This is a genomic window from Alistipes dispar, assembly GCF_006542685.1.
Taxonomy (GTDB): Bacteria; Bacteroidota; Bacteroidia; order Bacteroidales; family Rikenellaceae; genus Alistipes; species Alistipes dispar.
This window is the reverse complement of the sequence record NZ_AP019736.1, coordinates 619421-643558: the sequence shown is the minus strand read 5'-3', so window position 1 is coordinate 643558 and position 24138 is coordinate 619421. Positions and strand designations below refer to the sequence as shown.

At 64.2% G+C, this 24138-nt stretch carries 20 protein-coding genes and 1 pseudogene; 10 read left to right on the top strand and 11 right to left on the bottom strand.

Going from position 1 to position 24138, the window contains the following annotated elements:
* Positions 1–2 precede the first annotated feature (2 nt).
* The 6 genes and pseudogenes from FME97_RS02970 to lptB form a co-directional block, all read right to left on the bottom strand.
* Positions 3–1730, bottom strand: coding sequence for a M23 family metallopeptidase (locus FME97_RS02970; protein WP_141427800.1), 1728 nt, complete (start codon positions 1728–1730; stop codon positions 3–5).
* Complete coding sequence (locus FME97_RS02965) at positions 1715–2254, bottom strand: regulatory protein RecX (RefSeq protein WP_141427799.1); 540 nt, start codon at positions 2252–2254, stop codon at positions 1715–1717. The genes FME97_RS02970 and FME97_RS02965 overlap by 16 nt, the downstream gene beginning before the upstream one ends.
* Positions 2236–3078, bottom strand: coding sequence for a peptide chain release factor N(5)-glutamine methyltransferase (gene prmC / locus FME97_RS02960; RefSeq protein ID WP_141427798.1), 843 nt, complete (start codon positions 3076–3078; stop codon positions 2236–2238). The genes FME97_RS02965 and prmC overlap by 19 nt, the downstream gene beginning before the upstream one ends.
* The gene (locus FME97_RS02955) at positions 3075–4061 is read right to left on the bottom strand and encodes a chorismate synthase (RefSeq protein WP_141427797.1); all 987 of its coding nucleotides are present in this window, start codon (positions 4059–4061) and stop codon (positions 3075–3077) included. The genes prmC and FME97_RS02955 overlap by 4 nt, the downstream gene beginning before the upstream one ends.
* Positions 4062–4137: 76 nt before the next feature.
* Positions 4138–5382, bottom strand: a complete 1245-nt coding sequence (gene aroA, locus FME97_RS02950; RefSeq protein WP_141427796.1) for a 3-phosphoshikimate 1-carboxyvinyltransferase — start codon at positions 5380–5382, stop codon at positions 4138–4140.
* 142 nt (positions 5383–5524) lie between these two features.
* Positions 5525–6307, bottom strand: a pseudogene (gene lptB / locus FME97_RS02945) (LPS export ABC transporter ATP-binding protein); the annotation flags it as partial.
* 101 nt (positions 6308–6408) lie between these two features.
* Between lptB and recQ the strand changes: the two are divergent.
* The 4 genes from recQ to rsmA all read left to right on the top strand — a co-directional run bounded on the left by recQ (position 6409) and on the right by rsmA (position 10166).
* The gene (gene recQ / locus FME97_RS02940; RefSeq protein WP_141427795.1) at positions 6409–8601 is read left to right on the top strand and encodes a DNA helicase RecQ; all 2193 of its coding nucleotides are present in this window, start codon (positions 6409–6411) and stop codon (positions 8599–8601) included.
* A 72-nt stretch (positions 8602–8673) separates the two neighbouring features.
* On the top strand, positions 8674–8892 hold the full coding sequence (locus FME97_RS02935) for a DUF1003 domain-containing protein (RefSeq protein ID WP_141427794.1): 219 nt from the start codon (positions 8674–8676) through the stop codon (positions 8890–8892).
* Positions 8893–8905: 13 nt separating this feature from the next.
* A complete protein-coding gene (locus FME97_RS02930) occupies positions 8906–9145 on the top strand; it encodes a hypothetical protein (RefSeq protein WP_141427793.1) in 240 nt (79 codons plus the stop codon).
* A gap of 91 nt (positions 9146–9236) precedes the next feature.
* Positions 9237–10166, top strand: coding sequence for a 16S rRNA (adenine(1518)-N(6)/adenine(1519)-N(6))-dimethyltransferase RsmA (gene rsmA, locus FME97_RS02925; protein ID WP_141427792.1), 930 nt, complete (start codon positions 9237–9239; stop codon positions 10164–10166).
* 49 nt (positions 10167–10215) lie between these two features.
* Here the strand turns inward: rsmA and FME97_RS02920 are convergent, their stop codons facing one another.
* On the bottom strand, positions 10216–11490 hold the full coding sequence (locus tag FME97_RS02920) for a M16 family metallopeptidase (RefSeq protein WP_141427791.1): 1275 nt from the start codon (positions 11488–11490) through the stop codon (positions 10216–10218).
* Positions 11487–12725, bottom strand: a complete 1239-nt coding sequence (locus tag FME97_RS02915; RefSeq protein WP_141427790.1) for a M16 family metallopeptidase — start codon at positions 12723–12725, stop codon at positions 11487–11489. Before FME97_RS02915 ends, FME97_RS02920 begins: the two co-directional genes overlap by 4 nt.
* Before the next feature lie 601 nt (positions 12726–13326).
* Here FME97_RS02915 and nifJ point away from each other — a divergent pair.
* The 3 genes from nifJ (at position 13327) to FME97_RS02900 (ending at position 18510) form a co-directional block, all read left to right on the top strand.
* On the top strand, positions 13327–16854 hold the full coding sequence (gene nifJ / locus FME97_RS02910) for a pyruvate:ferredoxin (flavodoxin) oxidoreductase (protein WP_141427789.1): 3528 nt from the start codon (positions 13327–13329) through the stop codon (positions 16852–16854).
* A gap of 188 nt (positions 16855–17042) precedes the next feature.
* Positions 17043–17918: a hypothetical protein gene (locus tag FME97_RS02905; RefSeq protein ID WP_141427788.1), complete on the top strand. Its 876-nt coding sequence runs from the start codon at positions 17043–17045 to the stop codon at positions 17916–17918.
* Between the two features lie 154 nt (positions 17919–18072).
* A complete protein-coding gene (locus FME97_RS02900) occupies positions 18073–18510 on the top strand; it encodes an META domain-containing protein (protein ID WP_141427787.1) in 438 nt (145 codons plus the stop codon).
* A 573-nt stretch (positions 18511–19083) separates the two neighbouring features.
* Here FME97_RS02900 and rpmA read toward each other — a convergent pair.
* Positions 19084–19344, bottom strand: a complete 261-nt coding sequence (rpmA, locus tag FME97_RS02895) for a 50S ribosomal protein L27 (protein ID WP_141427786.1) — start codon at positions 19342–19344, stop codon at positions 19084–19086.
* A 21-nt stretch (positions 19345–19365) separates the two neighbouring features.
* Complete coding sequence (rplU, locus tag FME97_RS02890; RefSeq protein WP_141427785.1) at positions 19366–19677, bottom strand: 50S ribosomal protein L21; 312 nt, start codon at positions 19675–19677, stop codon at positions 19366–19368.
* Positions 19678–19962: 285 nt separating this feature from the next.
* Here rplU and FME97_RS02885 point away from each other — a divergent pair, with 285 nt between their 5' ends.
* Complete coding sequence (locus tag FME97_RS02885) at positions 19963–20808, top strand: 3'(2'),5'-bisphosphate nucleotidase CysQ family protein (protein ID WP_141427784.1); 846 nt, start codon at positions 19963–19965, stop codon at positions 20806–20808.
* A 76-nt stretch (positions 20809–20884) separates the two neighbouring features.
* On the opposite strand, the gene FME97_RS02880 is transcribed toward FME97_RS02885, so the two are convergent.
* Entirely contained in the window at positions 20885–21142 is a 258-nt protein-coding gene (locus tag FME97_RS02880; RefSeq protein ID WP_141427783.1) for a hypothetical protein, read from the bottom strand.
* Positions 21143–21299: 157 nt separating this feature from the next.
* Between FME97_RS02880 and trkA the strand changes: the two genes are divergently transcribed.
* Both trkA and FME97_RS02870 read left to right on the top strand, forming a co-directional pair.
* Complete coding sequence (gene trkA, locus FME97_RS02875) at positions 21300–22640, top strand: Trk system potassium transporter TrkA (RefSeq protein WP_141427782.1); 1341 nt, start codon at positions 21300–21302, stop codon at positions 22638–22640.
* A 2-nt stretch (positions 22641–22642) separates the two neighbouring features.
* Complete coding sequence (locus FME97_RS02870; protein ID WP_141427781.1) at positions 22643–24127, top strand: GH3 auxin-responsive promoter family protein; 1485 nt, start codon at positions 22643–22645, stop codon at positions 24125–24127.
* Positions 24128–24138: the final 11 nt, after the last annotated feature.

Genomic DNA, 24138 nt, shown 5'->3' with positions numbered 1-24138 from the left:
TGTCAGCGTACGAATTCCGTTTCGCAGCGGGTCGTGTTGCCGCAGGCGTCGGTCACGCTCAGGCGCACCGTGTGGCGGCTGCGGGCGGGCGGCGTGTCGAAGAAGTGCACGAGCGTCCCCTTGATCGGGAACCGGTCGCAGGGAACCCACTGTCCGTCGATTTCGAGCGACCAGGCCGCGATGCCCGAGAAGTTGTCCCCGGCGCCGAACCGCAGCCCTTCGGCACGCGAAAGGTCGGCGCCCCGTTCGAAGAGGGGCCGGACACGGGGCGGCAGCGTGTCCGCCACGACGACGAAGTCGCCCGTCGAGCGGGTCGCGGCGCGCACGATGCCGTTGTTGCATCTCCCGCCGGCGGCCGAGAGCCGTCCGTGGCGGTTGCGGACCGCCAGCAGCGTGCGCAGTTGCAGCGGCCGCGGGATGTCGGCGCGGATCTCCGCGGTCGCGGCCAGCCGCAGCGGCGTGGTGCAATCCAGGAACCGGTAGGCGGGCGAGAGGACGACGACGCCTTCCGGGGCTTCGGGGGCCGTGCGGATCTCCGGGCGGACGAAGAGCGGTTCGTAGAGCGCCCCGGCCGGAACGGTGACGTGCGCCGTGCGGCCGATGCGGAGCGTCGAGGTGCGTTCGGGCCGGAGCGCCGTGGCTGCCGGGTCGGCCTTCGCGCGGAAGGTGTCGGCGCGGCCCCGGATGTCGAACTCCAGCGCCGAGCGGTTGCCGCAGTCGTCTTCGGTCTCGATGCGGACGCGGCGCACCTCTCCCGGCGCGGTACGCACGATGCCGCGCTCCTCGGCCACGGGGTAGAAGCATGCCGGCGAGCGCTCCATCCGCGCCAGCCGGATCGCCTCGTTGCGCGAACCGAGCTGCATGGGGTAGCAGCTCACGGCGTCGCAGCAGCGCGAGAGATCGTGCGTGAAGCCGTCCATGCGGTATTCGAAGCGGGGCTCGCCGTCCACCGCGAGCGAGACGCGCCAGACGCCGAACGTATTGTGCACGCCGTTGCGGCGGTCGGTGACTTCGGCCACGAAGTACCCCTTGCGGCCCGTGCCGACGGGCTCTTCGCGCGTCAGGCGGTAGCGGCCTTCGGCTTCGCGCACCACGGCGTAGCTGACCGGACGGCGGTGTACGGGAATCCCGTCCAGCGTATCGACCTCGATGTAGTGCAGGCGCATGATCCGGGGCGGGAGGTCGTCCTCGGGGCGGATCACCCCTTCGCGCACGACGTTGCGGAGCCGTTGCGTCGGCGTGTCGCGCAGTTCGAAGTGGAGGTGCGGGCCCATCGACGAGCCGCTGTTGCCCGAAAATCCGATCGTGTCGCCCTGCCGGACGGGCCACTCCGCGGCGTCGAACCGGAGGTCCGCGCCGTTCGAACGGTTGCGGTAGCGCTCTTCGCGCACGCGTTTTTCGATGTCGTCGCGGAACCGTTGCAGGTGGCCGTACACGGCCGTCGTGCCGTTGTCGAGCGTCAGGTAGATCGCCCGTCCGTAGCCTCCCGCGGCCAGCGAGACGCGCGACACGTAGCCGTCGGCCACGGCCACGAGGGGCTTGCCTTCCACGCCGTCGGTCTTGATGTCGATGCCCGCGTGGAAATGCGCGGGGCGCAGTTCGCCGAAATTGGCGGCGTAGAGCCGCGACACGTCCAGCACGGGATAGACGTAGTCGGCGGGGTCGAGCCGCTGGCCGTAGGCGGCCGCGGCGAGGACGGTGGCGAGAAGCGGGATCAGAAATCGTCGCATGGTTCCGTGTTTTTGGTCATCTCCGAGGCGGCGTCGAGCACCGCTTCGTATTCGTATCCGAGCGAGAGGCCGTATCGGACGAGTTTGGCCTTCAGCTCGCAGGGCGTCGCATGCCGCACCGTGCGGGCCTTGCGTTCGAGCTGGCGTCTCAGCCGGCCGGCCGTGTCGCCGCGGTCGGCCTCCGCCAGTGCGGCGTCGATCCGCTCCCGCGCGATGCCCTTGCGTTGCAGGGCCGCGCGGATCTTGTATTCGCCCCAGCCGCTCAGGCGGAACTTTTCGCGGACGAAGGCCCCGGCATAGCGGGCGTCGTCGATGAAGCGGTCGCTCACGAGGCGCGCGAGCACGCGCTGCGCGTCGCTCTCCGCCAGCCCCCAGCCGCGCATCAGGCGCAGGGCGTCGCTTTCGGACTTCTCGGCCCGGGCGCAGAGGCGCATCAGCGCGGCATACGCCTCCTCCGGGGTTTTGGTGCGCCGCGGCGGCCGTTCGCCGCGGACGGGGCTTTTCTTTACGTCAGCCGGCTGCATATCATGCGGGGTTTGCCGTTGAGGTCTTCGCGCAGCTCGACGGCGGAGTATCCCTCCTGCCGGAGCATTTGCGCCGTCTCCTCCGCGGCGTGTTCGTAGATTTCGAAATAGAGCCTGCCGCCCGGAAGCAGCAACCTCCGTCCGGCGCGGGCTATGGCGCGGTAGAAGAGGATGCGGTCGTCGTCCGGCACGAAGAGCGCCATACCCGGTTCGTGGTCGCGGACGTTGGGGTGCATCGCCGCACGGTCGCTTTCGGGCACGTAGGGCGGGTTCGAGACGATCGCGTCGAACCGCTCGGGAAAGGCGTCGGCCAGTCCGTGCAGCGCATCGGCGCGGCGCAGCGTGACGCGGGCCCCGAGCCGGCGGGCGTTTTCGGCGGCCACGGCGAGCGCCTCGTCCGAGAGGTCGGCGGCGAACAGCTCCGCGCCGGGCAGCCCGAGCGCCAGCGAGACGGCGATGCAGCCGCTGCCCGTTCCGACGTCGAGCAGGCGCCGCGACCGGACCTCGCCGCGCAGCACCCATGCCACCAGCTCCTCGGTCTCCGGACGCGGGATCAGCACTCCCGGGCGCACGACGAACGGGCGGCCGCAGAACCCGGCCTCTCCGAGCACGTATTGCAACGGCTCCCCCGCGGCGAGCCGCTCGGCGGCGGCTTCGAGCCGCTCGGCGGCGGGCAGCTCCGCGCCGGGGTCGGTGAGCAGCGCCGTCGTCGTGAGGCCCGAAATTCCCGCCGCGGCCGCGAGCGCGATGCTGCGCGCTTCGCGCGGATCGTAGAGGGGGACGAGCCGTGCGGCGAGGTGTCCGATGGCTTCGCGGCGTGTCATGCGCGGCAGCGGAGAAGCAGGTCCTCGAGGGCGATGGCGACGGCCGCCTCGACGACCACCGCCGCACGCAGGGCGATGCAGACGTCGTGTCGTCCGCGGATTTCGAGCGGCTCCATGCGGTCCGTCGCAAGGTTGTAGGTCATCTGTTCGCGGGCGATGCTCGCCGTGGGTTTCACGGCGGCCCGCACGACGAGCGGATTGCCGTTCGTGAGGCCGCCGACGATGCCTCCGGCGTGGTTCGTCGCCGTGAGTCCCGAGGCGTCCACGATCGGGTCGTTGTGCTCCGAGCCGCGCATCCGCGCCGCGGCGAATCCGCTGCCGAACTCCACCCCCTTGACTGCGGGGACCGAGAACAGCAGGTGGGCGATGAGGCTCTCCGTCGAGTCGAAGAAGGGTTCGCCCAAGGCGGGCATCACCCCTTCGGCGCGGCACTCCACGATGCCGCCCACCGAATCCTTCGCGGCGGCCGTCTCGCGCAGGAGGTCGTCGAAGCGCGCCGGGTCGGTGCAGCCGCCGATCTCGACGATTTGCGTCGAGAAGCGGACGCGCTCCCCGAGCATCTTCTTGGCCACGACGCCCGCGGCCACCAGCCCCAGCGTGATGCGCCCCGAGAAGTGGCCTCCGCCGCGCGGGTCGTTGAACCCGCCGAATTTGCGGACGGCCGTCAGGTCGGCGTGCGAGGGGCGGTAGTGGGTCTTCAGGGCGGCGTAGTCCTGCGAACGGGTGTCGGCGTTCGTGAATTCGACGGTCAGCGGCGCCCCCGTCGTGTACCCTTCATAGACGCCCGAGACGATCTGCGGCGCATCGGCCTCGCGGCGGGGCGTCGTGCCGGGCGCGCCGCTGCGCCGCCGGGCCAGGTCTTCGGCGAAATCCGCCTCCGAGAGGGGAATGCCGGGACTTACGCCGTCGATCGTGACGCCGATCTGCGGGCCGTGCGATTCGCCCCATACGGCGAGCCGGAAATTGGTTCCGAATTGATTCATGGAATTTCGGTTGTTCGTTTATCGTTGCCGCAGCCGGCTTCGTGCCGGTACGGTTTCGGCCGCTGTCGGCCGGGGATCAGATGCGGACCCGCTCCAGGTCTCCGAAGAAGTCCGGGTAGCTCTTGGCCACGCTCTCGGCCCCTTCGATCTCCACCTCTCCGTCCGAGCGCAGCGCCGCGACGGCCAGCGACATGGCCATCCGGTGGTCGCCGTAGCTGCGGACCCGCGCGCTGCGGATCGCGCCGCCGCGGATCCGCATGACGTCCTCCTCCGAGGTGTCCACTTCGATTCCGAGCTTGGCGTACTCGTCGCGGATTGCCTCCGCACGGTTGCACTCCTTGTACTCCAACCGCGACGTGCCGCGGATCGTGCTCACCCCTTCGGCCGCCGCCGCCAGCGCCGCGAGGGCGGGGAAGAGGTCGGGACAGTGGGTGGCGTCGAACTCGAAGGCGTGCAGGGGGCGGTGCGCCGCCGTGACGGCCTGCCCTTCGTGGATGACGGCGGCTCCGGCGCGTGCGAGGGCCGTGCAGACGGCCGTGTCGGCCTGCTTCGAGAGCATCGAGACGTTCCTTACGGTGATCTCTCCGGCCGTGGCGCCCATCACCAGCAGCATCGCCGCGGCGCTCCAGTCGCCTTCGATGGCGAAATCCGCCGGCTCGTAGCGTTGCCCGCCGGGGATGTAGAACTCCTCGTAGTCGCGTTGGCTGATCTCTACGCCGAAACGTGCGGCTGTCGCCAGCGTCATATCTAAATAAGGTGTCGAGACGGCCCGCCGGACGTAGAGCGTCGTGTCCCGCTCCGCCCGGGGCAGCGCGAGCAGCAGCCCCGTGATGAACTGCGACGAGACCGAGCCGTCCACCGCGACCTCGCCGCCGCGGATCGGGCCGCGCACCCGCAGGGGCAGCCGCCCGCCGGTGTCCGCGATCTCGACGCCCAGCGCCCGCAGCGGGGCGGTCATCATGTGCATCGGGCGGCTTAAAAGCGTCCCTTCGCCTTCGATGGTGACGGGCATGTCGCAAAGCGCCGCAATGGGGGTGAAGAGCCGTGTCGAGAGCCCCGACTCCCCGACGCGGAGGATGCTGCCCCGCGGGCGGAGACCGCCGCGGATCGTCAGCGTCCCTCCGTCCGCGCCGCGGACGGAGGCGCCGAGCGTTTCGATGCAGCGCAGGGCCGCACGGGTGTCGTCGCAGTATTCGAGGTTGCGCAGGCACGACTCCCCTTCGGTGAGCAGCGCCGCCGCCAGGGCACGCTGTGCATAGCTTTTCGAGCAGGGCGGCGTCAGCGTGCCTTTGACGCGGCCCTGCGGAACCGTCTTGTCCATAAGATTATCCGTTTTTCCGCGGTGCCGCGCCCGTTCCGGGCTTTTCGTCCGCTTCCGCCGGAGCGTTCCCGGCGCCGGTGCCGGCCGGAACCGACTGCTCTCCCCGCGCCGTCCGGGTGTCGGAGGCGGCTTGCGCCTGCAACTCCTGTCCCTTGCGGTTTTTCATCTCCTGCGTCAGTTGGTGGCTTTTCTTCAGCTCGAAGTGCTGTCCCAGGTAAACCTTGCGCACCATCGGGTCGGCGGCCAGCTCCTCGGCCGTGCCGGTCTTGAGTATCTTGCCCTCGTAGAGCAGGTAGGTGCGGTCGGTGATCGCCAGCGTCTCGTCCACGTTGTGGTCGGTGATGATGACGCCGATGTTCTTGTGCTTGAGCGTCGCCACGATCGACTGGATGTCCTCCACGGCGATCGGGTCCACGCCCGCGAACGGCTCGTCGAGCAGGATGAAGGCCGGGTTGATGGCCACCGCCCGCGCGATCTCCGTGCGCCGCCGCTCGCCGCCCGAGAGCTGGATGCCGAGGCTCTTGCGCACCTTCTGGAGGCGGAATTCCTCGATGAGCGCCTCGACGCGCTCCCGCTGGTACTCCTTCGAAAAGTCGGTCATCTCGAGTACGGCCCGGATGTTGTCCTCGACCGACAGGCGGCGGAAAACCGAAGCCTCCTGGGCCAGGTAGCCCACGCCCAGTTGCGCGCGGCGATAGACGGGCAGCCCGGTCAGCTCGGTGATCTGCTTTTCGTCGTTCTCGAGGAAGATGCGCCCGTCGTTGGGCTTGATAAGCCCCACGATCATGTAGAAGGTCGTGGTCTTGCCGGCGCCGTTGGGTCCCAGCAAGCCGACGATTTCGCCCTGATTGACGTCGATCGAGACGTGATTGACGACCGTACGGGCCTTGTATTTCTTGACGAGTTCGCTGGTGTATAGGCGCATGGCGTGTTTTCGATAAATTTTTCACAAAGTTATGTTTTTTTCCGAAATCTTTTTTATCTTTACAATGAATTTTCTAATCTTAACGGAGCAATAGCGTCGAAATGGAACAATACGATTCGGCCTCCTTGCACGGCAAACTGAAAGAGTATTTCGGCTTTTCGTCGTTCAAGGGGAATCAGGAGGCGGTCATCCGCAATGTACTGGAGGGGAAGGATACGTTCGTGCTCATGCCCACGGGCGGGGGCAAGTCGTTGTGTTACCAGCTCCCTGCGTTGCTCATGGACGGGGTGGCCATCGTCATCTCGCCGCTGATCGCCCTGATGAAGAACCAGGTGGATGCCATGCGCACCTTCTCGGCCGAGTCGGGCATCGCCCATTTCCTCAATTCGTCGCTCAACAAGACGGCCGTCACGCAGGTACGCTCGGACGTGCTGGCGGGCAAGACCAAGCTGCTCTACTTCGCTCCCGAATCGCTCACCAAGGAGGACAACGTGGCGTTCCTGCGCAAGATACGGATTTCGTTCTACGCCATCGACGAGGCGCACTGCATCTCGGAGTGGGGCCACGACTTCCGCCCGGAGTACCGCCGTATCCGGCCGATCATCAACGAGATCGGTCCGGCGCCGCTGATCGCCCTGACGGCCACGGCCACCCCCAAGGTGCAGCTCGACATCCAGAAGAACCTGGGCATGTCCGACGCCGCGGTTTTCAAGTCGTCGTTCAACCGTCCGAACCTCTACTACGAGATCCGGCCCAAACACGACGTGGACCGCGAGATCATCCGCTTCATCAAGCAGAACGAGGGCAAGAGCGGCATCATCTACTGCCTGAGCCGCAAGAAGGTCGAGGAGCTCACGGAACTGCTCGTGGCCAACGGCATCCGCGCGCTGGCCTACCACGCCGGCATGGACGCCGCGACGCGCGCCGCCAACCAGGACGCCTTCCTCATGGAGCGCGTCGAGGTGATCGTCGCCACGATCGCTTTCGGCATGGGCATCGACAAGCCCGACGTGCGCTACGTCATCCACTACGACATTCCCAAGTCGCTCGAGGGCTACTACCAGGAGACGGGGCGTGCGGGCCGCGACGGCGGCGAAGGACACTGCCTGACCTTTTACAGCTACAAGGACATTCAGAAGCTCGAGAAGTTCATGCAGGGCAAGCCCGTCGCCGAGCAGGAGATCGGGAAGCTGCTGCTGCTCGAGACGGTCTCCTACGCCGAGAGTTCGATGTGCCGCCGCAAGACGCTGCTGCACTATTTCGGCGAGGAGTACACCGAGGAGAACTGCGGCAACTGCGACAACTGCCGCCATCCCAAGCCCAGGATCGACGCCCGGGCTGCGCTCCGCATGGCCCTCGAGGCGCTGCGCGACCTCGGCGACAAGTTCAAGACGGACTACCTGATCAATGTGCTGGTGGGCAAGAATACGGCCCTCATCAAGAGCTACGGGCACAACAAGTCGAAGTGGTTCGGCGCGGGGGCCGAGCACGACGCGCGGTTCTGGGGCGCGGTGCTGCGGCAGGCGCTCATCATGGGACTGGTGGACAAGAATATCGAGAATTACGGCCTGATTTCGATCAACAAGCGGGGCGAGGACTATGTGGCCATGCCCTATCCGGTCACCGTGACCCTCGACCACGACTACGACGAGGAGGAGAAGGAGGCCGAGGCCGTGGCTCCGGTGGGGCGCGGCGGCGCGGCCGACGAGGAGCTCTTCTCGATGCTCAAGGACCTGCGCAAGAAGGTCGCCAAGCAGCACGGGCTGCCGCCTTTCGTCATTTTCCAGGACCCGTCGCTCGAGGATATGGCCGTGCAGTATCCCGTGACGATCGAGGAGATGCAGAACATCACGGGCGTCGGCGTGGGCAAGGCCCGCAAGTTCGGCGCGGAGTTCGTCAAGCTCATCAAGGCCTACGTCGAGGAGAAGGAGATCATCCGGCCGCAGGACATGGTCGTCAAGTCGGTGGCCAGCAAGTCGGGCAACAAGATTTTCATCATCCAGTCGATCGACCGCAAGATGGACTTCGAGGACATCGCCCGGGCTAAGGACCTCGATTTCGACGAGCTGCTCACGGAGATCGAAGGCATCGTCAATTCGGGTACGAAACTCGATATTTCGTACTACCTGAAGGATTTCATGGACGAGGACAAGGTGGAAGACATTTACCTCTACTTCAAGGAGGACGCCGAGAGCGATTCGCTCGACGCGGCCATCGGGGAGCTGGGGTCGGACTATACCGAGGAGGAGATCCGTCTGGTGCGAATCAAATTCATCTGCGAGCAGGGCAACTGATCCGGCGCAGCGCCGGCGCCGCGGCCTCGGGGAGTGGAGAAGGACAACCTGGAACCTTAAAAATAGATGCCTATGAACAAGAAGACTTTTACGTTGGCCGTATTGTTTTTCTGTGTGACGCTGGTGTGGTTCGGTGTCAATGTCTATTGGGACTGCGTGCGGAGGGTGGACGTGTACAACACGCTGCTTTCGCTGCTGTTCGTCGTCTTCGGGGCCGCCATGGTCTGGAACGAAGCGAAGAAGAAACGGCGCAGACACGTCGCCGAGGCGGACAAATACAGGATACCTTAATTTTTACCGTGTTATGAAACTCAATCTGATGCAGGTCGTGCGCCTGGTGTTGATGGTGTTGGCCGTCGCGGGGATAATCTATGCGCTGGAGTACGTGCCGCACGGGATTGCCGTGTGGTTCTGGGTCGCGCTTCTCGGCGTCGGATTCGTCGGACTGCTCTACACGTTCCGCCTGACGCAGCGGCGGCTGCGCCGGGAGCAGCGCGAGGAGGAACTGCGCGAGAAGCGCCGCCTCCGCCGTTCGAAGCGATGACCGGGCGTCTCCGGTCTCTTTCTTGTCTCCGGGCCGCTTTTCGGCGCGTGCTGTTGCGCTTCCCTGCGGGAATTGCTATCTTTGCGGCACTATGACGGAAGTAAGAGCCAAGAAGGCGTTGGGACAGCATTTCCTGACGGACCTCAATATCGCACGCAAGATCTGCGACGCCCTGTCGGGCGGTGCGATCCGCCTGCATCCGGCCGCTCCGGGGACCGGAGTTCCGGATGCGGCGTTTTCGGAAACGGCCGCTCTGGGGCCGGCGGCTTCGGAGCATGCCGTACCGTGTGCCGGGGCGACCGGGGCGGATGTCCCGGCCGCAGACACGGCTGCGGAGGCGTGCGACGTGCTCGAGGTGGGGTGCGGTATGGGAGTGCTGACGCAGTTTCTGCTGCGCCGCACGGACCTTGTGACCTGGGGCGCGGAGATCGACGCCGAAAGCGTCGCTTATCTTCATGCGCACTACCCGGAGTTCGCCCCGCGGCTTATCGAGGGCGATTTTCTGAAGATGGACCTGCGTGCGCGTTTCCCCCGCGGGCTGCGGATCATCGGCAACTTCCCCTACAACATTTCGTCGCAGATCTTCTTCAGGGTGCTCGAGTACCGCGACCTGGTTCCCGAGTGCGTCGGCATGGTCCAGCGGGAGGTCGCCGTACGGATCGCCGAGGGGCCCGGATCGAAGGAGTACGGCATCCTCTCGGTGCTTCTGCAGGCGTGGTACGACATCGAATACCTCTTCACCGTCAGCGAGACGGTGTTCAGCCCGCCCCCGAAGGTCAAGAGCGCCGTCATCCGCCTGCGCCGCAACGCCACGCGGCGTCTCGCGTGCGACGAGGCGCTGTTCGTCCGTGTCGTGAAGGCCGCCTTCGGCCAGCGGCGCAAGATGATCCGCAATGCGCTCCGGGCGGCTTTCGGGGATTTCGGCGGCGCCGAACATCCGTTCTTCACCCGTCGTGCCGAGCAGCTTTCGGTCGCCGATTTCGTCGCCCTGACGAACTGGGTCGCCGGACACCGCGCCTGACGGAATGCGCCTGGGCTTCCTGTGTCCGGGCTTCCTGCGCCCGGTCGTTTTATGCCTGCTGCGGATCCGCCGCGCCGGCCACCGCCGTCACCAGCTCCTCGCGGGCGAGGTAGCGTTGTGCGAGGCGTTGCACGTCGGCGGGCGTCATGGCGCGGATGCGGCGGATGTTCTCGCCGATCGAGGCGTTGTCCGTGCCGCAGAGGATGTTTTCGATCGTCACGTCCGCAATGCCGAACGGTCCGTCGAGTATGCGCATCATCTCGCCCGTCATCATGTTCTTCACGATCTCCAGCTCTTCGGCGGGCATCGGCTCCGTGCGCAGCCGTTCGATCTCGTCGTAGATCGCTTGCAGGGCCGCGCGCGTCACGTCGGTTCCGACCTGCGTGGCCACGGCGAAGTAGCCTTCGCGTTCGAAATTGACCATCGCGGCCACCACGCCGTAGGTGTATCCGTGCTCCTCGCGCAGGTTCCGCATCAGCCGCGAGCCGAAGTAGCCGCCCAGCGCCGTGGCCACGACCTGCATCCCCAGGAAATCGGGGTGCTGGCGCGGAAAGAGCAGCCGTCCGATCCGCAGCGACGACTGTACGGCGCCGGGGTGTCCGACGAACGCTTCGTGTTCGGTGACCGGGGCGGGAAACGCTGTCGGGACCGTATCTCCGCCGTGCGGAATCCGTTCGGCCAGGGCCGCTACGGCCTGCCGCTCCCGCTCGCCGATCCGGCCGCTGCATACCACGAAGCAGTTCTCCGCCGTATAGCGGCGGCGGTGGAACTCCACCACGTCGGCGCGCGTCAGACGGTCGTACTCCGCCTCGTCGTACGACGTGCCGTAGGGGTGCTGCGGCCCGAACAGGGCCCGGGCGAAGGCTTCGCGCGCCTCGACGTCCACTTTCGTGCGGTCGATGGCCAGCCGCTGCTTCCGCTTGGCGCAGTAGGTGCGCAGCTCCTCCTCGGGGAAGGCGGGGCGCAGCAGGATGTGTTCGGCCACGGCGAGCGTCTCGGCGAAGAATTTCGAGAGGGTGGCGAAATTGACGTAGGCGTAGTCGCGGTCGATGTTCACGTCGTACCACGAGCCGTAGTAGTCCAGCCGTTCGGCGATCTCGGCGGCCGTCATCTCCGGCGACCCCTCCGCGAGCAGGTTCGCGGTGGCCGAGGCCGAGAAGGGCGTGCGCTGCACGGCCGATCCGGCGCGGAATACGAACGAGATGCGCAGCACCTCGAAATCCTCCGAGGCGAGCGTGTAGAGGCGGATGCCGTTTCCGAGGAGGGTCTCCGCCGCTGCGGGAACCTCGACTTCGGAGTGCGTTATGCGGGGTTGTCGTGTCATTTGCGCGCTTTGTAGATGAGTGTGGAGGCGTTTTCGGGCCGGAGCGTGCTGCGGCAGAAGGCGCGGATGTCCTCGTCCGAGACGGCGCGGTAACGCGCCACCTCGCCGTTGATGAGCGGCAGGTCGCCCAGCATTTCGTAGAAGCCGAGGTTCATGGCCTTGTTCATCACGTTCAACTCGCCGAACAGCGTGTTCGCCTCGAATTTGTTCTTGACCTTTTCGGTCTCGTACTGCGATATGGGGTCGGTTCGGAGCGCCTCGATCTCCTCGCGGAAGGCCGCTTCGGCCGCTTCGGGAGCCACGCCCGGCAGCAACTGTCCCGTGAAGACGAACAGCCCCGGGTCCAGGTCTCCCGTCACGTAGGCATTGACGCTCGAAAGCAGCCGCCGTTCCTTGACCAGGTGGCGGTACAGCCGCCCGGAGTCGCCGCCCGACAGGAGGTCCGAAACCAGGTCGGCCGTATAGAAGTCGGGCGAGGTGCGCGTCCCCATGCGGTAGGCCACGGTGACCGTCGTGGCCGGCACGTCGCGTTCTACCTCCTCGCGCCGCGGGGCCTCCTGCGGCGGCTCCTGCGGAATCGGTGCGGCGGGGCGGGGCGTGTCCGGCAGCCCTCCGAACCATTTTTCGGCCAGCTCCAGCATCCGTTCCTCCTCCATGTCCGCCGAGATCGACAGGATGGCGTTCGACGGGTGGTAGTGGGTGCGGTAGAACTCCCCGACGTCGTCCGGCGATGCGGAGGCGATGTGCTCCGTCGTCAGTCCGATGGCCGCCCAGCGGTAGGGATGTACCTTGTAGGCCAGCGCGCGCAGAAGCATCGTCTGGTCGCCGTACGGCTGGTTGAGGTAGCGCTGGCGGAACTCCTCGATGACCACCTTCTTCTCGGCGGCGAGCTTCTCGGGGGTGATCTCCAGCCCTTCCATGCGGTCGCTTTCGAGCCAGAGTGCCGTTTCGAGATTGTCCTTCGGGAGCGTGATGTAGAAGTCCGTGTAGTCGTTGTTCGTGAAGGCGTTGTTGTCGCCCGAGGCCATCTGCACCGGCAGGTCGAAGTTCGGCACTTCGCGCGTGCCGCGGAACATGAGGTGCTCGAACAGGTGGGCGAATCCCGTGCGTGCGGGGTTTTCGTTGCGCGCCCCGACCTTGTAGAGGATGTTCACCGCGGCGAGCTTCGAGGCCCGGTCGCGGTTCACCGCCACGGTCAGGCCGTTGGCGAGTGTCGTTCGTTCGTATGCGATCATACGGCAAAGATAGTGTAAGGAGCGTGCAATGTCAAATTTATTTCCGCAGCCGTCGTCGGGGACCCTTCGTCCCGCACGGTTCCGTCCGGGGGAGGGGGTTCGTGCGGAGTTTCCGGAGAAATGTCCGGTCGGGGCGGCCGGGCTTCCGGGCCTCCGGGGGAGCCTGTGTTCGGACCGTGATGCGGCCGTTCCTGCGTCTCCGGGTCTTTCGCGCTCCGCCGCGCCGTCCATCACCGTGTCCCGCCGCACTTTCTGTGCCGCGCCGTCCTGCCGTACTCCGCCGAGTCCCGCCGCACCCTGCCGCACCTTGCTGTGCCGCACCTTCCTTTGCCGCATTCCGCCGCGCCGCGCGGGAGCGTTGCGGGTAATCCGCTGTCGGAAAGTCCCTTTTCGCAACCCCGTGATTCTATGCGTGTTTCTGTTATCCGAATAACAATGCGGCTGTTATTCGGATAACACCCGAAAACGTGTTTTTTTACAATTTTTCGGACGGAAACCGGGCTGTTTTTTGCGCCGAATTTTTTATCTTTGCAGCGCTGTCCCGCAGGACAGCGGCCGGAAGGCCGTCATAACACACGAATATTATCTAAAACTCGGAAAAATGGCAGAAAAGAAATTCATCACGTGTGATGGAAACTACGCTGCGGCTCATGTGGCTTACATGTTCTCGGAGGTTGCGGCGATCTATCCCATCACGCCGTCATCGACGATGGCCGAACTCGTGGACGAGTGGGCCGCGCAGGGGCGCAGGAATATCTTCGGCGAGACCGTGAAGGTCGTCGAGATGCAGTCGGAGGCGGGCGCCGCGGGCGCCGTGCACGGTTCGCTGCAGAGCGGCGCCCTGACCTCGACGTTCACCGCGTCGCAGGGTCTGCTGCTGATGATCCCCAATATGTACAAGATTTCGGGCGAGCTGCTGCCGGGCGTCTTCCACGTTTCGGCCCGCGCGCTGGCCGCGCAGTCGCTGTCGATCTTCGGCGACCATCAGGACGTGATGGCCACCCGGCAGACGGGCTTCGCCATGCTGGCCACCTCGTCCGTGCAGGAGGTGATGGACCTGGCGGGCGTCGCGCACCTCGTGGCGCTGAAGGCCCGCGTGCCTTTCCTGCACTTCTTCGACGGATTCCGCACCTCGCACGAGATTCAGAAGATCGAGCTGATCGACGAGGCGTCGCTCACGGCGCTGCTCGACCGCGATGCGCTGAAGGCCTTCCGTGCCCGGGCGCTCAACCCCGAGCACCCCGTCACGCGCGGTACGGCGCAGAACCCCGACATCTATTTCCAGACGCGCGAGGCGGCCAACAAGTTCTACGACGCCGTGCCCGACATGGTGGCCGACACCATGCGCGAGATCTCGAAGATCACGGGCCGCGACTACAAACCCTTCGTCTATTACGGCCATCCCGAGGCCGAACACATCGTCGTGGCCATGGGCTCGGTGACGGAGACCGTCAAGGAGACGATCGACTACCTGTCGAAGCAGGGCCGTAAGGTGGGTCTGGTGACCGTGCACCTCTACCGGCCCTTCTCGGAGAAATATTTCTTCGACGTGCTGCCCGCGAGCGTCAAACGAGTCTGCGTGCTCGACCGCACGAAGGAGCCGGGAGCCGAGGGCGAGCCGCTCTACCTCGACGTGAAGTCCATGTTCTACGGCAAGAAGCTCCAGCCGATGATCGTCGGCGGCCGCTACGGCCTCTCGTCGAAGGACACCACGCCGGCCCAGATTCTGGCCGTCTTCGAGAACCTGGCCGCGGAGGCTCCGAAGGAGCACTTCACGGTGGGCATCACCGACGACGTGACGAACCTCTCGCTTCCGGTGGGCGAGGAGATTTCGCTCGCCAAGCCCGGCACGTTCGAGGCGCTGTTCTTCGGTCTGGGCGCCGACGGCACGGTGGGCGCCAACAAGAACTCGATCAAGATCATCGGCGGTTCGACGAACAAGTACTGCCAGGCCTACTTCTCCTACGACTCGAAGAAGTCGGGCGGCTATACCTCGTCGCACCTGCGTTTCGGCGACCTGCCCATCACGTCGCCCTATCTGGTGACCACGCCCGACTTCGTGGCCTGCCACGTGCCGTCGTACGTGGACAAGTACGACGTGCTGAAGGGCCTGAAGCCCGGCGGCTCGTTCCTGCTCAACTCGGTGCATGACCCCGAGACCACCTGCGCCACGCTGCCCGACCACATGAAGGCTTACCTTGCCAAGAACAGGATCAACTTCTACGTCATCAACGCCACGAAGATCGCCGCCGAGCTGGGGCTGGGTTCGCGCACGAATACGATCATGCAGTCGGCCTTCTTCAAGATCGCGAACGTCATTCCGTTCGAGAAGGCCGTCGAGGAGATGAAGCACGCCATCCTGAAGTCCTACGGCAAGAAGGGCGAGGACATCGTGAACATGAACTACGCGGCCGTGGATGCCGGCGGCAGCGCCGTGGTGAAGGTCGAGGTTCCGGCCGAGTGGGCCGCGATCGAGGACAAGGGCTTCGAGCACGTCTCGAACGCCTCGTATCCCGAGTTCGTCCGCCGGATCGTCGAGCCGATCAACGGTCTGAAGGGCGACCGGCTGCCCGTCTCGGCCTTCGACGGCCGCGAGGACGGCACGTGGGACAACGGCACGGCCGCCTACGAGAAGCGCGGTATCGCCGTGAACGTTCCCGAGTGGCAGATCGCCAACTGTATCCAGTGCAACCAGTGCGCCTATGTCTGCCCGCACGCCGTGATCCGTCCGTTCCTCGCCACGGAGGAGGAGGCCGCCGCTTCGGGCGTGGAGTGGAAGCAGGGCCTGGGCGAGACGAAGGAGTACAAGTTCCGCATCCAGATTTCGCCGCTCGACTGTACGGGCTGCGGCAACTGCGTGGACGTCTGCCCCGCCAAGCAGAAGGCGCTCGTCATGCGTCCGCTCGAGGAGCAGCTCCCGCAGCAGAAGAACTGGGACTACATCACCGGGAACATCGGCTACAAGCAGGTCGTCGATAAGACCAAATCGGTGAAGAACCTGCAATTCGCGCAGCCGCTGTTCGAGTTCTCGGGAGCCTGCGCCGGCTGCGGCGAGACGCCCTACATCAAGGCCATCACGCAGTTGTTCGGCGACAAGATGATGGTCGCCAACGCCACGGGCTGCACCTCGATCTATTCGGGTTCGGCTCCCTCGACGCCTTACTGCACCAACGAGAAGGGGCAGGGGCCGGCCTGGGCCAACTCGCTCTTCGAGGACAACGCCGAGTTCGGTCTGGGTATGCACATCGGTATTGAGAAGCTCCGCGACCGGATCCAGGAGACGATGGAGGCCGCCATCGCCTCGTGCGACAAGTGCTCCGAGGAGTTGAAGGGCGTGATGCGCGAGTGGATCGGGAACCGCGGTTCGTCGGCCCGTTCGGCCGAGGTCACGGCTCGCCTGCTTCCGATGCTGGAGGCCTGCGGCTGCGACTACTGCCGGAAGATTCTCGAGCACAAGGACTGGCTCGTGAAGAAGTCACAGTGGATCATCGGCGGCGACGGCTGGGGCTACGACATCGGCTACGGCGGCGTGGACCACGTGCTGGCGTCGGGTCAGGACGTGAATATCCTGGTGATCGACACCGAGGTTTACTCCAACACCGGCGGACAGTCGTCGAAGGCCACTCCCGTGGGCGCCGTGGCGAAGTTCGCTTCGAGCGGCAAGCGCATCCGCAAGAAGGACCTCGGCGCGATGGCCATGACCTACGGCTATGTCTATGTGGCGCAGGTTTCGATCGGCGCTTCGCAGCAGCAGCTCTTCAACGTGCTCAAGGAGGCCGAGGCCTATCCGGGTCCGTCGCTGGTGATCGCCTATGCGCCGTGTATCAACCACGGCATCAAGGGCGGCATGACGCGCACGCAGACCGTGGGCAAGGAGGCCGTGGCCTGCGGCTACTGGCATCTGTGGCACTACAATCCGCAGCTCGAGGAGGAGGGCAAGAATCCCTTCGTGCTCGACTCGAAGGAGCCGGACTGGACGAAGTTCCGCGAGTTCCTGATGAAGGAGGTGCGCTACACGTCGTTGCAGAAATCCTTCCCGGCCGAGGCCGACGAGTTGTTCGCCGCAGCCGAGGAGAACGCCAAGTGGCGTTACAACGGCTATGTGCGCCGTGCGAAGATGGAGTACTGATCCCGTATATAAAAATAGGTGCGAAGGGCCGCGGCAGACAAGCCGCGGCCCTTCCGTGTTTTTTTTCGTGATGAAAAACGGTGCGTTCGTGGGGGAATGCTTCGGGTCCGATGAATTAATTTGTTTCATTCTGCGGAAAGGGATATTTTTGTCCGGAATTGAATGGAAAACACTTTAACAAGATCGTTATGAAAAACCTGTTTACGAAATTCTCGCTGATCGCCGCTCTCTGTGCGATAGCCGTGTCGTCCGTGTCGTGCGACGACGATAACAAGAAAAATACGCCGCCGCCTTTCTCCTCGGAGCTTATCGGCAGCTATAAGCCGGCCTCCGTATCCCGGCCGACTGCCGCCGATCCCGAAGAGATGCAGGAGTACTACCTGACTTTCGACGTTACATGGACCGATCCCGACAACATTCCGGGAATAGACCTGACGGAGATTCTCGGTATTCCTTATCAGATGCCGATGAATACGGTGCTGAGCATGGTCGAGGCCATAGGATCGGGTATCGTGAAGGGCGGCCTGATCGGCGTGGAGCTGAAGAACGATGGTTCGTTCGGTGCGCAGTACAAGGATCTGATCGTCGAGGGAACGGACGTTTCGGCCATTTTGGGCGCTTTGTTGGAACCGAAGTTCGGTGAGGAGGTGAAGTCGTTCCCGAACGCCGAGACCTCGGAGATTCTGCCCGAGGGTGCGATCGGCTACTACACGAAGGACAGCAAGCTCTATTTCAAGATCGGCCGTGACTTTCTGAAGGCCGCGGGCGGAGCCGACCTCGACGTTCCCGCATTGATCGACGGACTGCTGACGCAGTATCCCTCGCTGGGTATCGTATCGGCCGATGATTATTACGCCATTCCGCTGAAATATGTTCAGGAGAACGGTGTGGTCAAGGTTTATGTGGACCGTGCCATGATGGTTCCGTTCCTCGACGTATTCTCCTCGCTGCTCGGTTCGCTCGATTCGTCGGTGACGATGGGCATCGACGCTGGCAAGATCATCAAGGATCTCAAGGACAATACGACCGAAATGGAGATCGCGCTGCGGCTTCAGAAGATCTGACGCTCTTTCGGGCATGCAAGTTGCGGGCCGGCCTTAAAAGGCGGCCCGCTTTTTTGCGGATGCGGGAATCTTTGCGTATATTTGCGATTCCGTCTGCGGCCGGGGCTTCCCGGCGGACCCGTCGGTTGAAATGACTCTTTAAAAACAATAAAGCATGAAAAAGATTTTTACGGCTGCCGTTCTGTTTGCAGCCATGACGGCTTGCTGCGGAGGCGCGCAGACCGCACTCGAAGGCACGACCTGGAAACTCGCGGAGATGGAGGGAATCCCCGCCGGGGCGATCGATGCCGGGACGGATGCCTTCACGCTGAAATTCGATGCCGCCGACACGCTCGTTTCGGGACGCACCAACTGCAACCGCTTCTTCGGCAAGTACGAGAAGCAGGACGGCAAGCTGGAGTTCGGCAATCTGGGCATGACCCGGATGGCCTGCCCCGACATGCAGTACGAGGATGCTTTCGTCAGGATGCTCGACGAAGTGGACCGCTACGAGATCGTGGGTTCGGAGCTGAAGCTCTACGACGACAAGACGCTGCTGGCCGGGTTCCGTGCCGCGGCTCCCGAGGCTTCCGCCGAAGCGGAGCGGAAATAGACACGGTGCGGGCTGTCCCGCATCTTCGTGCGACAGGTCCGGCTGCATTCCGCAGCCGGACTTTTTGCGTCTGTTTTGCGATACTCCCCGGCAGCCGGATTTTCCGTGCCTGTCGTTCCGGCAGCCTGTCGTTCCGGCAGCCTGTCGTTCCGGTAACCCCTCGCTCCGGCAGCCTGTCGCTCCGGCAGCCTGTCGCTCCGGCAGCCTGTCGTTCCGGAGGCCGGGGCAGGCCCCGGCAGTTCGAGCTATCCCGGCTGTTCCGGTTGCCCCGGCCTTTTCCCCGACCGCCTTTATGGCCGTCGTTGCCGCCTGTTTCCGGGTTTCGGACCTTTGCATCTGCCGGTCCGGACCTCTTCGGTGCTGCCGCGCGAAAATCTCTGCTACCGCCGTCCCTGTCTCTTCCTGCCTCCGCCGGACAGGGGCCGATAGCAGGGGAGACTTGCCGCGTTCGTTTCCGGTCGTTCCGGCGATGAAAAAGAAAAATCGGTCCCCGACGAACCGGAGACCGATGATTTCGTTTCCCTTTCCGGAGGCAGACCTTACCCCCCCCCGGACTTTTGCAGTGCCGCTGGCTTACTCGCTCAGCGGAGTTACGCTCACGTAGGATTTGCCTTCGCTCTTCTTGCAGAACTCCACGGTTCCGTCCACGAGTGCGAACAGGGTGTGATCCTTGCCCATGCCTACGTTCTCGCCGGCGTTATGAACCGTGCCGCGCTGACGGACGATGATGTTGCCCGCCTTTGCGAACTGGCCGCCGAACAATTTGATGCCGAGTCGCTTGCTTTCCGACTCGCGGCCGTTCTTCGAACTACCTACACCTTTCTTGTGTGCCATGTTACTTTCGTTTTTAAAGGTTTATGCAACAATTTCCTCCACGAGAATCTGCGTCAGGTACTGGCGATGGCCGTTGCACTTCTGGTAGCCCGTGCGGCGCTTCTTCTTGAAGACCAGAACCTTGTCATCCTTCAGATGTTTCAGGATCTTGCATTTCACTGCGGCGCCTTCTACTACAGGTGCGCCGACCTTGACCTGACCGTCGTTGTCTGCGAGCAGGACTTTGTCGAAACTTACGGACGAATTCTCTTCGCCCTGAAGACGGTGAACATAAAGTTTCCGACCTTTTTCAGCTTTGAATTGCTGACCTGCGATCTCTACTATAACGTACATTAAATTCGAGTGTTATGTGTTGAAACATAATTCGGAGTGCAAATATACGGCTTTTTGCGGGATATGCAAAACGTTGTGCGGAATTTTTTCGCACCGCGGCGTTCCGGCACGGTTTTCGACGCGCGGAGGGAGCCTCCGCTTCCGCCCTCGTTCGTCCCCGGGTCGGGGATCGTGTCCGAAAGCGGAACGGCGCAAAATATGTGCGCCGCATCCTTCGTTATATGATAAATTGTTGTTACCTTTACCATGGCAATGCAAACTTCGGATTCCCAAAAACGCGCTACGATGATTGACGACAAGGTGAGAATGTATCTGCTGCCGCCCCTGTTCAATGCGGCCGTGAGAGCCGGAGCCTCGATCATGCAAGTCTATAAGAACCTCGACGACTACGACATAAGCCTCAAGGACGACCGCACGCCGATCACGGTGGCCGACCGGCTGGCTCACCGGACCATCCGCGAGTACCTCGGGCCGACGCGCATTCCGATCCTTTCGGAGGAGGGGCGCGAGATGCGTTACGAAGAGCGCTGCAACTGGGAGCTTTACTGGCTGGTGGACCCGCTGGACGGGACGGTGGAGTTCATCAAGGGCAACAACGAGTTCACGGTCAATATCGCCCTGATGGAGAACAACGTCTGCATCGGAGCGGTGGTCTATGTGCCCTATTTCGGGAAGATGTATGTCGCGGGGCGGAATGCCGGCTCCTTTCTCAAGGAGGGCGTCGCTCCGGATGCCGGCGCCTCCTACACCTACGACGAGATCGTCTGCGGCTGGACCCGGCTGCCGCTGCCCCGGGAGGGGCGTCACGACCACCTGCGGGTGGCCGTTTCGCGTTCGCACCAGACCTCCGAGACGCACGAGCATATCGAACGCCTGCGGGCGCGGCATCCCGATCTGGAGGTCGTCGAGCAGGGCAGTTCCTATAAATTCTGCATGCTGGCCGAGGGGAGCGTGGACTACTACGTGCGTACGACCCGCACCTACGAGTGGGATACGGCCGCCGGGGAGCTCATTCTCGCGGAGGCCGGCGGGACGACCCGTTCGCTGCCCGGGGATGCGGAGCTGCGGTACAACGAGGCGGACCTGCACAATCCCTGGTTCGTCTGCCGGTCGAAATACTGCGAATTGTAGGATTCCTGTCGTTCCCGGAGCCCGATTTTTCCGGAACGGCCTTTTTCCGGGCCTCCGGGGCGGGGCGCCGGGGTGGCTATTTGTGCTCGATGTCGCAGGCCCCGCAGTTGCCCGAGCAGCCGGACAGCGGGGAGGCGTCGGAGCAGGCGGCCGTGCCGTCCTCCTCGCGCGTCTCCTGGACGGCGCATTTGATTCCGAGCCGCTGCATGTTCTTGTTGGTCGAGATTTCCGAGTCGATGTGATGGCCTTTTATCATCAGCGTCAGCGACATGCCGAGGACGAACAGACCGACGGCCGCCACGGCGCAAAGCAGAAGGATCAACCAGGAAGGCATACGTTTCGTTTTTTAATTTTCCCGCGATTTGCGGTTTCCGGGACAAATGTATATATTTGTGAGTTAAATTGCAAAAATGCGGCCGTCGTTTCCCGCTCCGCGTTCGCCGGTGTCCCGGCGTGCGGCGGGGGGAGGCTCCGGCGGCGAACCACGGACCATGAAGATCGTAATTGCGGGAGCCGGCGAGATGGGCAGCCATCTGGCCCGGATGTTGAGCGGCAACGGCCACGATATCACCATTATCGACGCCGACCAGAAACTGCTGGCCGAGGTGGGCAGTCTGGCCGACGTGCTCACCGTCGAGGGCGACTCGACGACCTTCGCGGTGCTGCGGCGCGCTGCGGTGCGCAGGTGCGACCTTTTCATCGCCGTCAATCACGAGGAGACGGACAATATCGTGGCGGCGACGCTGGCCAAGCGGCTCGGGGCGAAGAAGTCCATCGCCCGCATCGACAACAACGAGTACCTCGAACCGGACAACAAGGAGCTGTTCATCGACATGGGCATCGACTACCTGTTCTATCCCGAGAAGGTCGCGGCGCGCGAGGTGATCAACCTGCTGGGCCATACCTCGACCACCGAGTACGTCGATTTCTCGAGCGGCAAGCTCTCGCTGGCTGTCTTCCGCCTCGAACCGGCTTCGCCGCTCGTGGGCGAGGCGCTGTCGGGGTTCGGCGAGGGGCAGGAGGCGCTGAGCTACCGCACCGTGGCCATCACGCGCGGCGGCGAGACGATCATTCCGCGTCTGGGCGAACGCTACCTGGAGGGCGACGTGATCTACGTCATCGCGCGGCAGGACGCCGTGCACGACGTGATGGAGCTCTCCGGTCGGTCGAATATCGACGTGCGCAACATGATGATCCTCGGCGGCTCGCGCATCGGCATCCGCATCGCCACGGAGTTGCAGGACGAGATCAACATCAAACTGGTGGACTACAACGCCGAGAAGGCCTACCGGCTGGCCGAGACGCTCGACAAGACGCTCATCATCAACGAGGACGGCCGCAATACGGAGGCGATGATGGAGGAAGGGCTTTCGAACATGGACGCCTTCGTGGCCGTGACGGGCCGCAGCGAGACGAACATCCTGGCGGCGATGCTTGCCAAGCGCATGGGCGTGAAGAAGGTGATCGCCGAGGTCGAGAACCTCAATTACATCAATCTGGCCGAGTCGATCGGCATCGACACGATCATCAACAAGAAGCTGGTCACGGCGTCGAACATTTTCCGTTTCACCATGTCTACCGACGTGCAGGCGATCAAGTGCCTCACGGGCAGCGACGCCGAGGTGCTGGAGTTCATCGTCAAGCCCAACTCCCCGGCCACGAAGGCCCCGATCAAGGACCTCGGGCTGCCCGAGGACGCGATCATCGGCGGCATCGTGCGCGGCGACAAGGTTTTCATCGCCGTGGACGACACGCAGATTTCGGCTTACGACCGGGTCGTGCTCTTCGCCATGCCCGCGTCGGTGGGGAAGGTGGGGTATTATTTTAACTGACTATGTCTTTTCGCAATACGATTCTCAAGACGTGGTTCTCGCAGCGTGCGCGGGCGATTGACCGCTTCCGGCGGCACCCCGTCGAGACACAGGAGCGGATGCTCCGCCGTCTGGTGCGCCGGGGCCGCCTGACGGAGTTCGGCGACCGCTACGACCTGCGGCACATCCGCTCCGTGGAGCGGTTCCAGTCGCAGGTCGAGACGTTCGACTACGAGACCTTCAAGCCCTATGTCGAGCGTATGATGGCGGGCGTGCGCAGCGTTACGGCCCCCGGGCGGGTCCGGCTGTTCGCCCGTTCGTCGGGCACGACCTCCGACCGCAGCAAGTACATCCCCGTCACGCGGGAGTCGTTGTGGTGGAATCATACGCTGGGTATGCGCGACGTGGCGACGCTCTACGCCGCGGCCCGTCCCGGCACGCGGGTCTTTGACGGCAAGACCCTGACGCTCGGCGGTTCGTGCGCGTGCGAGGGGCGGAACCTCGTGGGGGACCTCTCGGCGCTGCTGATCCACGAGACGACCTTCTGGAGCGGCTGGTTCCGCGCGCCGCGCATCGGGACGGCGATCATTCCCGACTTCGACGCGAAGTGCGAGGCGATCTGCCGCGAATGCGTCGGCGAACCGATCACGGCCTTCGCGGGCGTGCCGTCGTGGAATCTGGCGCTCATGCGCCGCGTGCTGGAGTTCACCGGGCGGAAGAATCTGCTCGAAGTGTGGCCCCGGCTGGAGCTGTTCGCCCACGGCGGGGTGGAGTTCACCCCCTACCGCCGCATGTTCGAAGAGCTGCTGCCTTCGGAGGGGATGCACTACATGGAGACCTATAACGCTTCGGAGGGTTTCTTCGCGCTGGCCGACGACCCGGGCCGCGACGACATGCTGCTGATGCTCGACTACGGCACGTTCTTCGAGTTCCGCGACGGGGAGCGCATCGTGCCGCTGGCCGACGTGGAGTGCGGCAAGGTCTATGCGATGCTCGTCACGTCGAACAACGGCCTGTGGCGCTACGAGATCGGCGACACGGTGGAGTTCACCTCGACGACGCCCTACCGCATCCGCTTCGCGGGCCGGACGAAACAGTATATCAACGTCTTCGGCGAGGAGCTGATCGCCGATAACGCCGACCGGGCGCTGGCCGCGGCCTGCCGCGCGTCGGGAGCCGCGGTCGCGGAGTACACCGTGGCGCCGTGCTACATGTCGCTGCGCGAACGGGGGGCGCACGAGTGGATCGTGGAGTTCGACCGCGAGCCGGAGAGCGCCGAACGGTTCGCCGGGGCGCTTGACGAGGCGCTGCGGGCCGTCAATTCGGACTACGATGCCAAGCGCCGCACGACGCTCGAACGGCAGCGCATCGTGACGGTTCCCCGGGGCTATTTCCTGCGATGGATGCGTGCGCGGGGCAAGAACAAGGTCCCGCGGCTGGTGAACGATCGCCGCGTGGCGGACGACGTGCTCGCGCTGGACGGGGAGCGGATAACGGAACAGGATTAAAACACGGATCA

Coding starts and splice junctions, on each gene's coding strand:
- FME97_RS02970 (WP_141427800.1), bottom strand. CDS start 1,730: ATGCGACGATTTCTGATCCCGCTTCTCGCCACCGTCCTCGCCGCGGCC.
- FME97_RS02965 (WP_141427799.1), bottom strand. CDS start 2,254: ATGCAGCCGGCTGACGTAAAGAAAAGCCCCGTCCGCGGCGAACGGCCG.
- prmC (WP_141427798.1), bottom strand. CDS start 3,078: ATGACACGCCGCGAAGCCATCGGACACCTCGCCGCACGGCTCGTCCCC.
- FME97_RS02955 (WP_141427797.1), bottom strand. CDS start 4,061: ATGAATCAATTCGGAACCAATTTCCGGCTCGCCGTATGGGGCGAATCG.
- aroA (WP_141427796.1), bottom strand. CDS start 5,382: ATGGACAAGACGGTTCCGCAGGGCCGCGTCAAAGGCACGCTGACGCCG.
- recQ (WP_141427795.1), top strand. CDS start 6,409: ATGGAACAATACGATTCGGCCTCCTTGCACGGCAAACTGAAAGAGTAT.
- FME97_RS02935 (WP_141427794.1), top strand. CDS start 8,674: ATGAACAAGAAGACTTTTACGTTGGCCGTATTGTTTTTCTGTGTGACG.
- FME97_RS02930 (WP_141427793.1), top strand. CDS start 8,906: ATGAAACTCAATCTGATGCAGGTCGTGCGCCTGGTGTTGATGGTGTTG.
- rsmA (WP_141427792.1), top strand. CDS start 9,237: ATGACGGAAGTAAGAGCCAAGAAGGCGTTGGGACAGCATTTCCTGACG.
- FME97_RS02920 (WP_141427791.1), bottom strand. CDS start 11,490: ATGACACGACAACCCCGCATAACGCACTCCGAAGTCGAGGTTCCCGCA.
- FME97_RS02915 (WP_141427790.1), bottom strand. CDS start 12,725: ATGATCGCATACGAACGAACGACACTCGCCAACGGCCTGACCGTGGCG.
- nifJ (WP_141427789.1), top strand. CDS start 13,327: ATGGCAGAAAAGAAATTCATCACGTGTGATGGAAACTACGCTGCGGCT.
- FME97_RS02905 (WP_141427788.1), top strand. CDS start 17,043: ATGAAAAACCTGTTTACGAAATTCTCGCTGATCGCCGCTCTCTGTGCG.
- FME97_RS02900 (WP_141427787.1), top strand. CDS start 18,073: ATGAAAAAGATTTTTACGGCTGCCGTTCTGTTTGCAGCCATGACGGCT.
- rpmA (WP_141427786.1), bottom strand. CDS start 19,344: ATGGCACACAAGAAAGGTGTAGGTAGTTCGAAGAACGGCCGCGAGTCG.
- rplU (WP_141427785.1), bottom strand. CDS start 19,677: ATGTACGTTATAGTAGAGATCGCAGGTCAGCAATTCAAAGCTGAAAAA.
- FME97_RS02885 (WP_141427784.1), top strand. CDS start 19,963: ATGATTGACGACAAGGTGAGAATGTATCTGCTGCCGCCCCTGTTCAAT.
- FME97_RS02880 (WP_141427783.1), bottom strand. CDS start 21,142: ATGCCTTCCTGGTTGATCCTTCTGCTTTGCGCCGTGGCGGCCGTCGGT.
- trkA (WP_141427782.1), top strand. CDS start 21,300: ATGAAGATCGTAATTGCGGGAGCCGGCGAGATGGGCAGCCATCTGGCC.
- FME97_RS02870 (WP_141427781.1), top strand. CDS start 22,643: ATGTCTTTTCGCAATACGATTCTCAAGACGTGGTTCTCGCAGCGTGCG.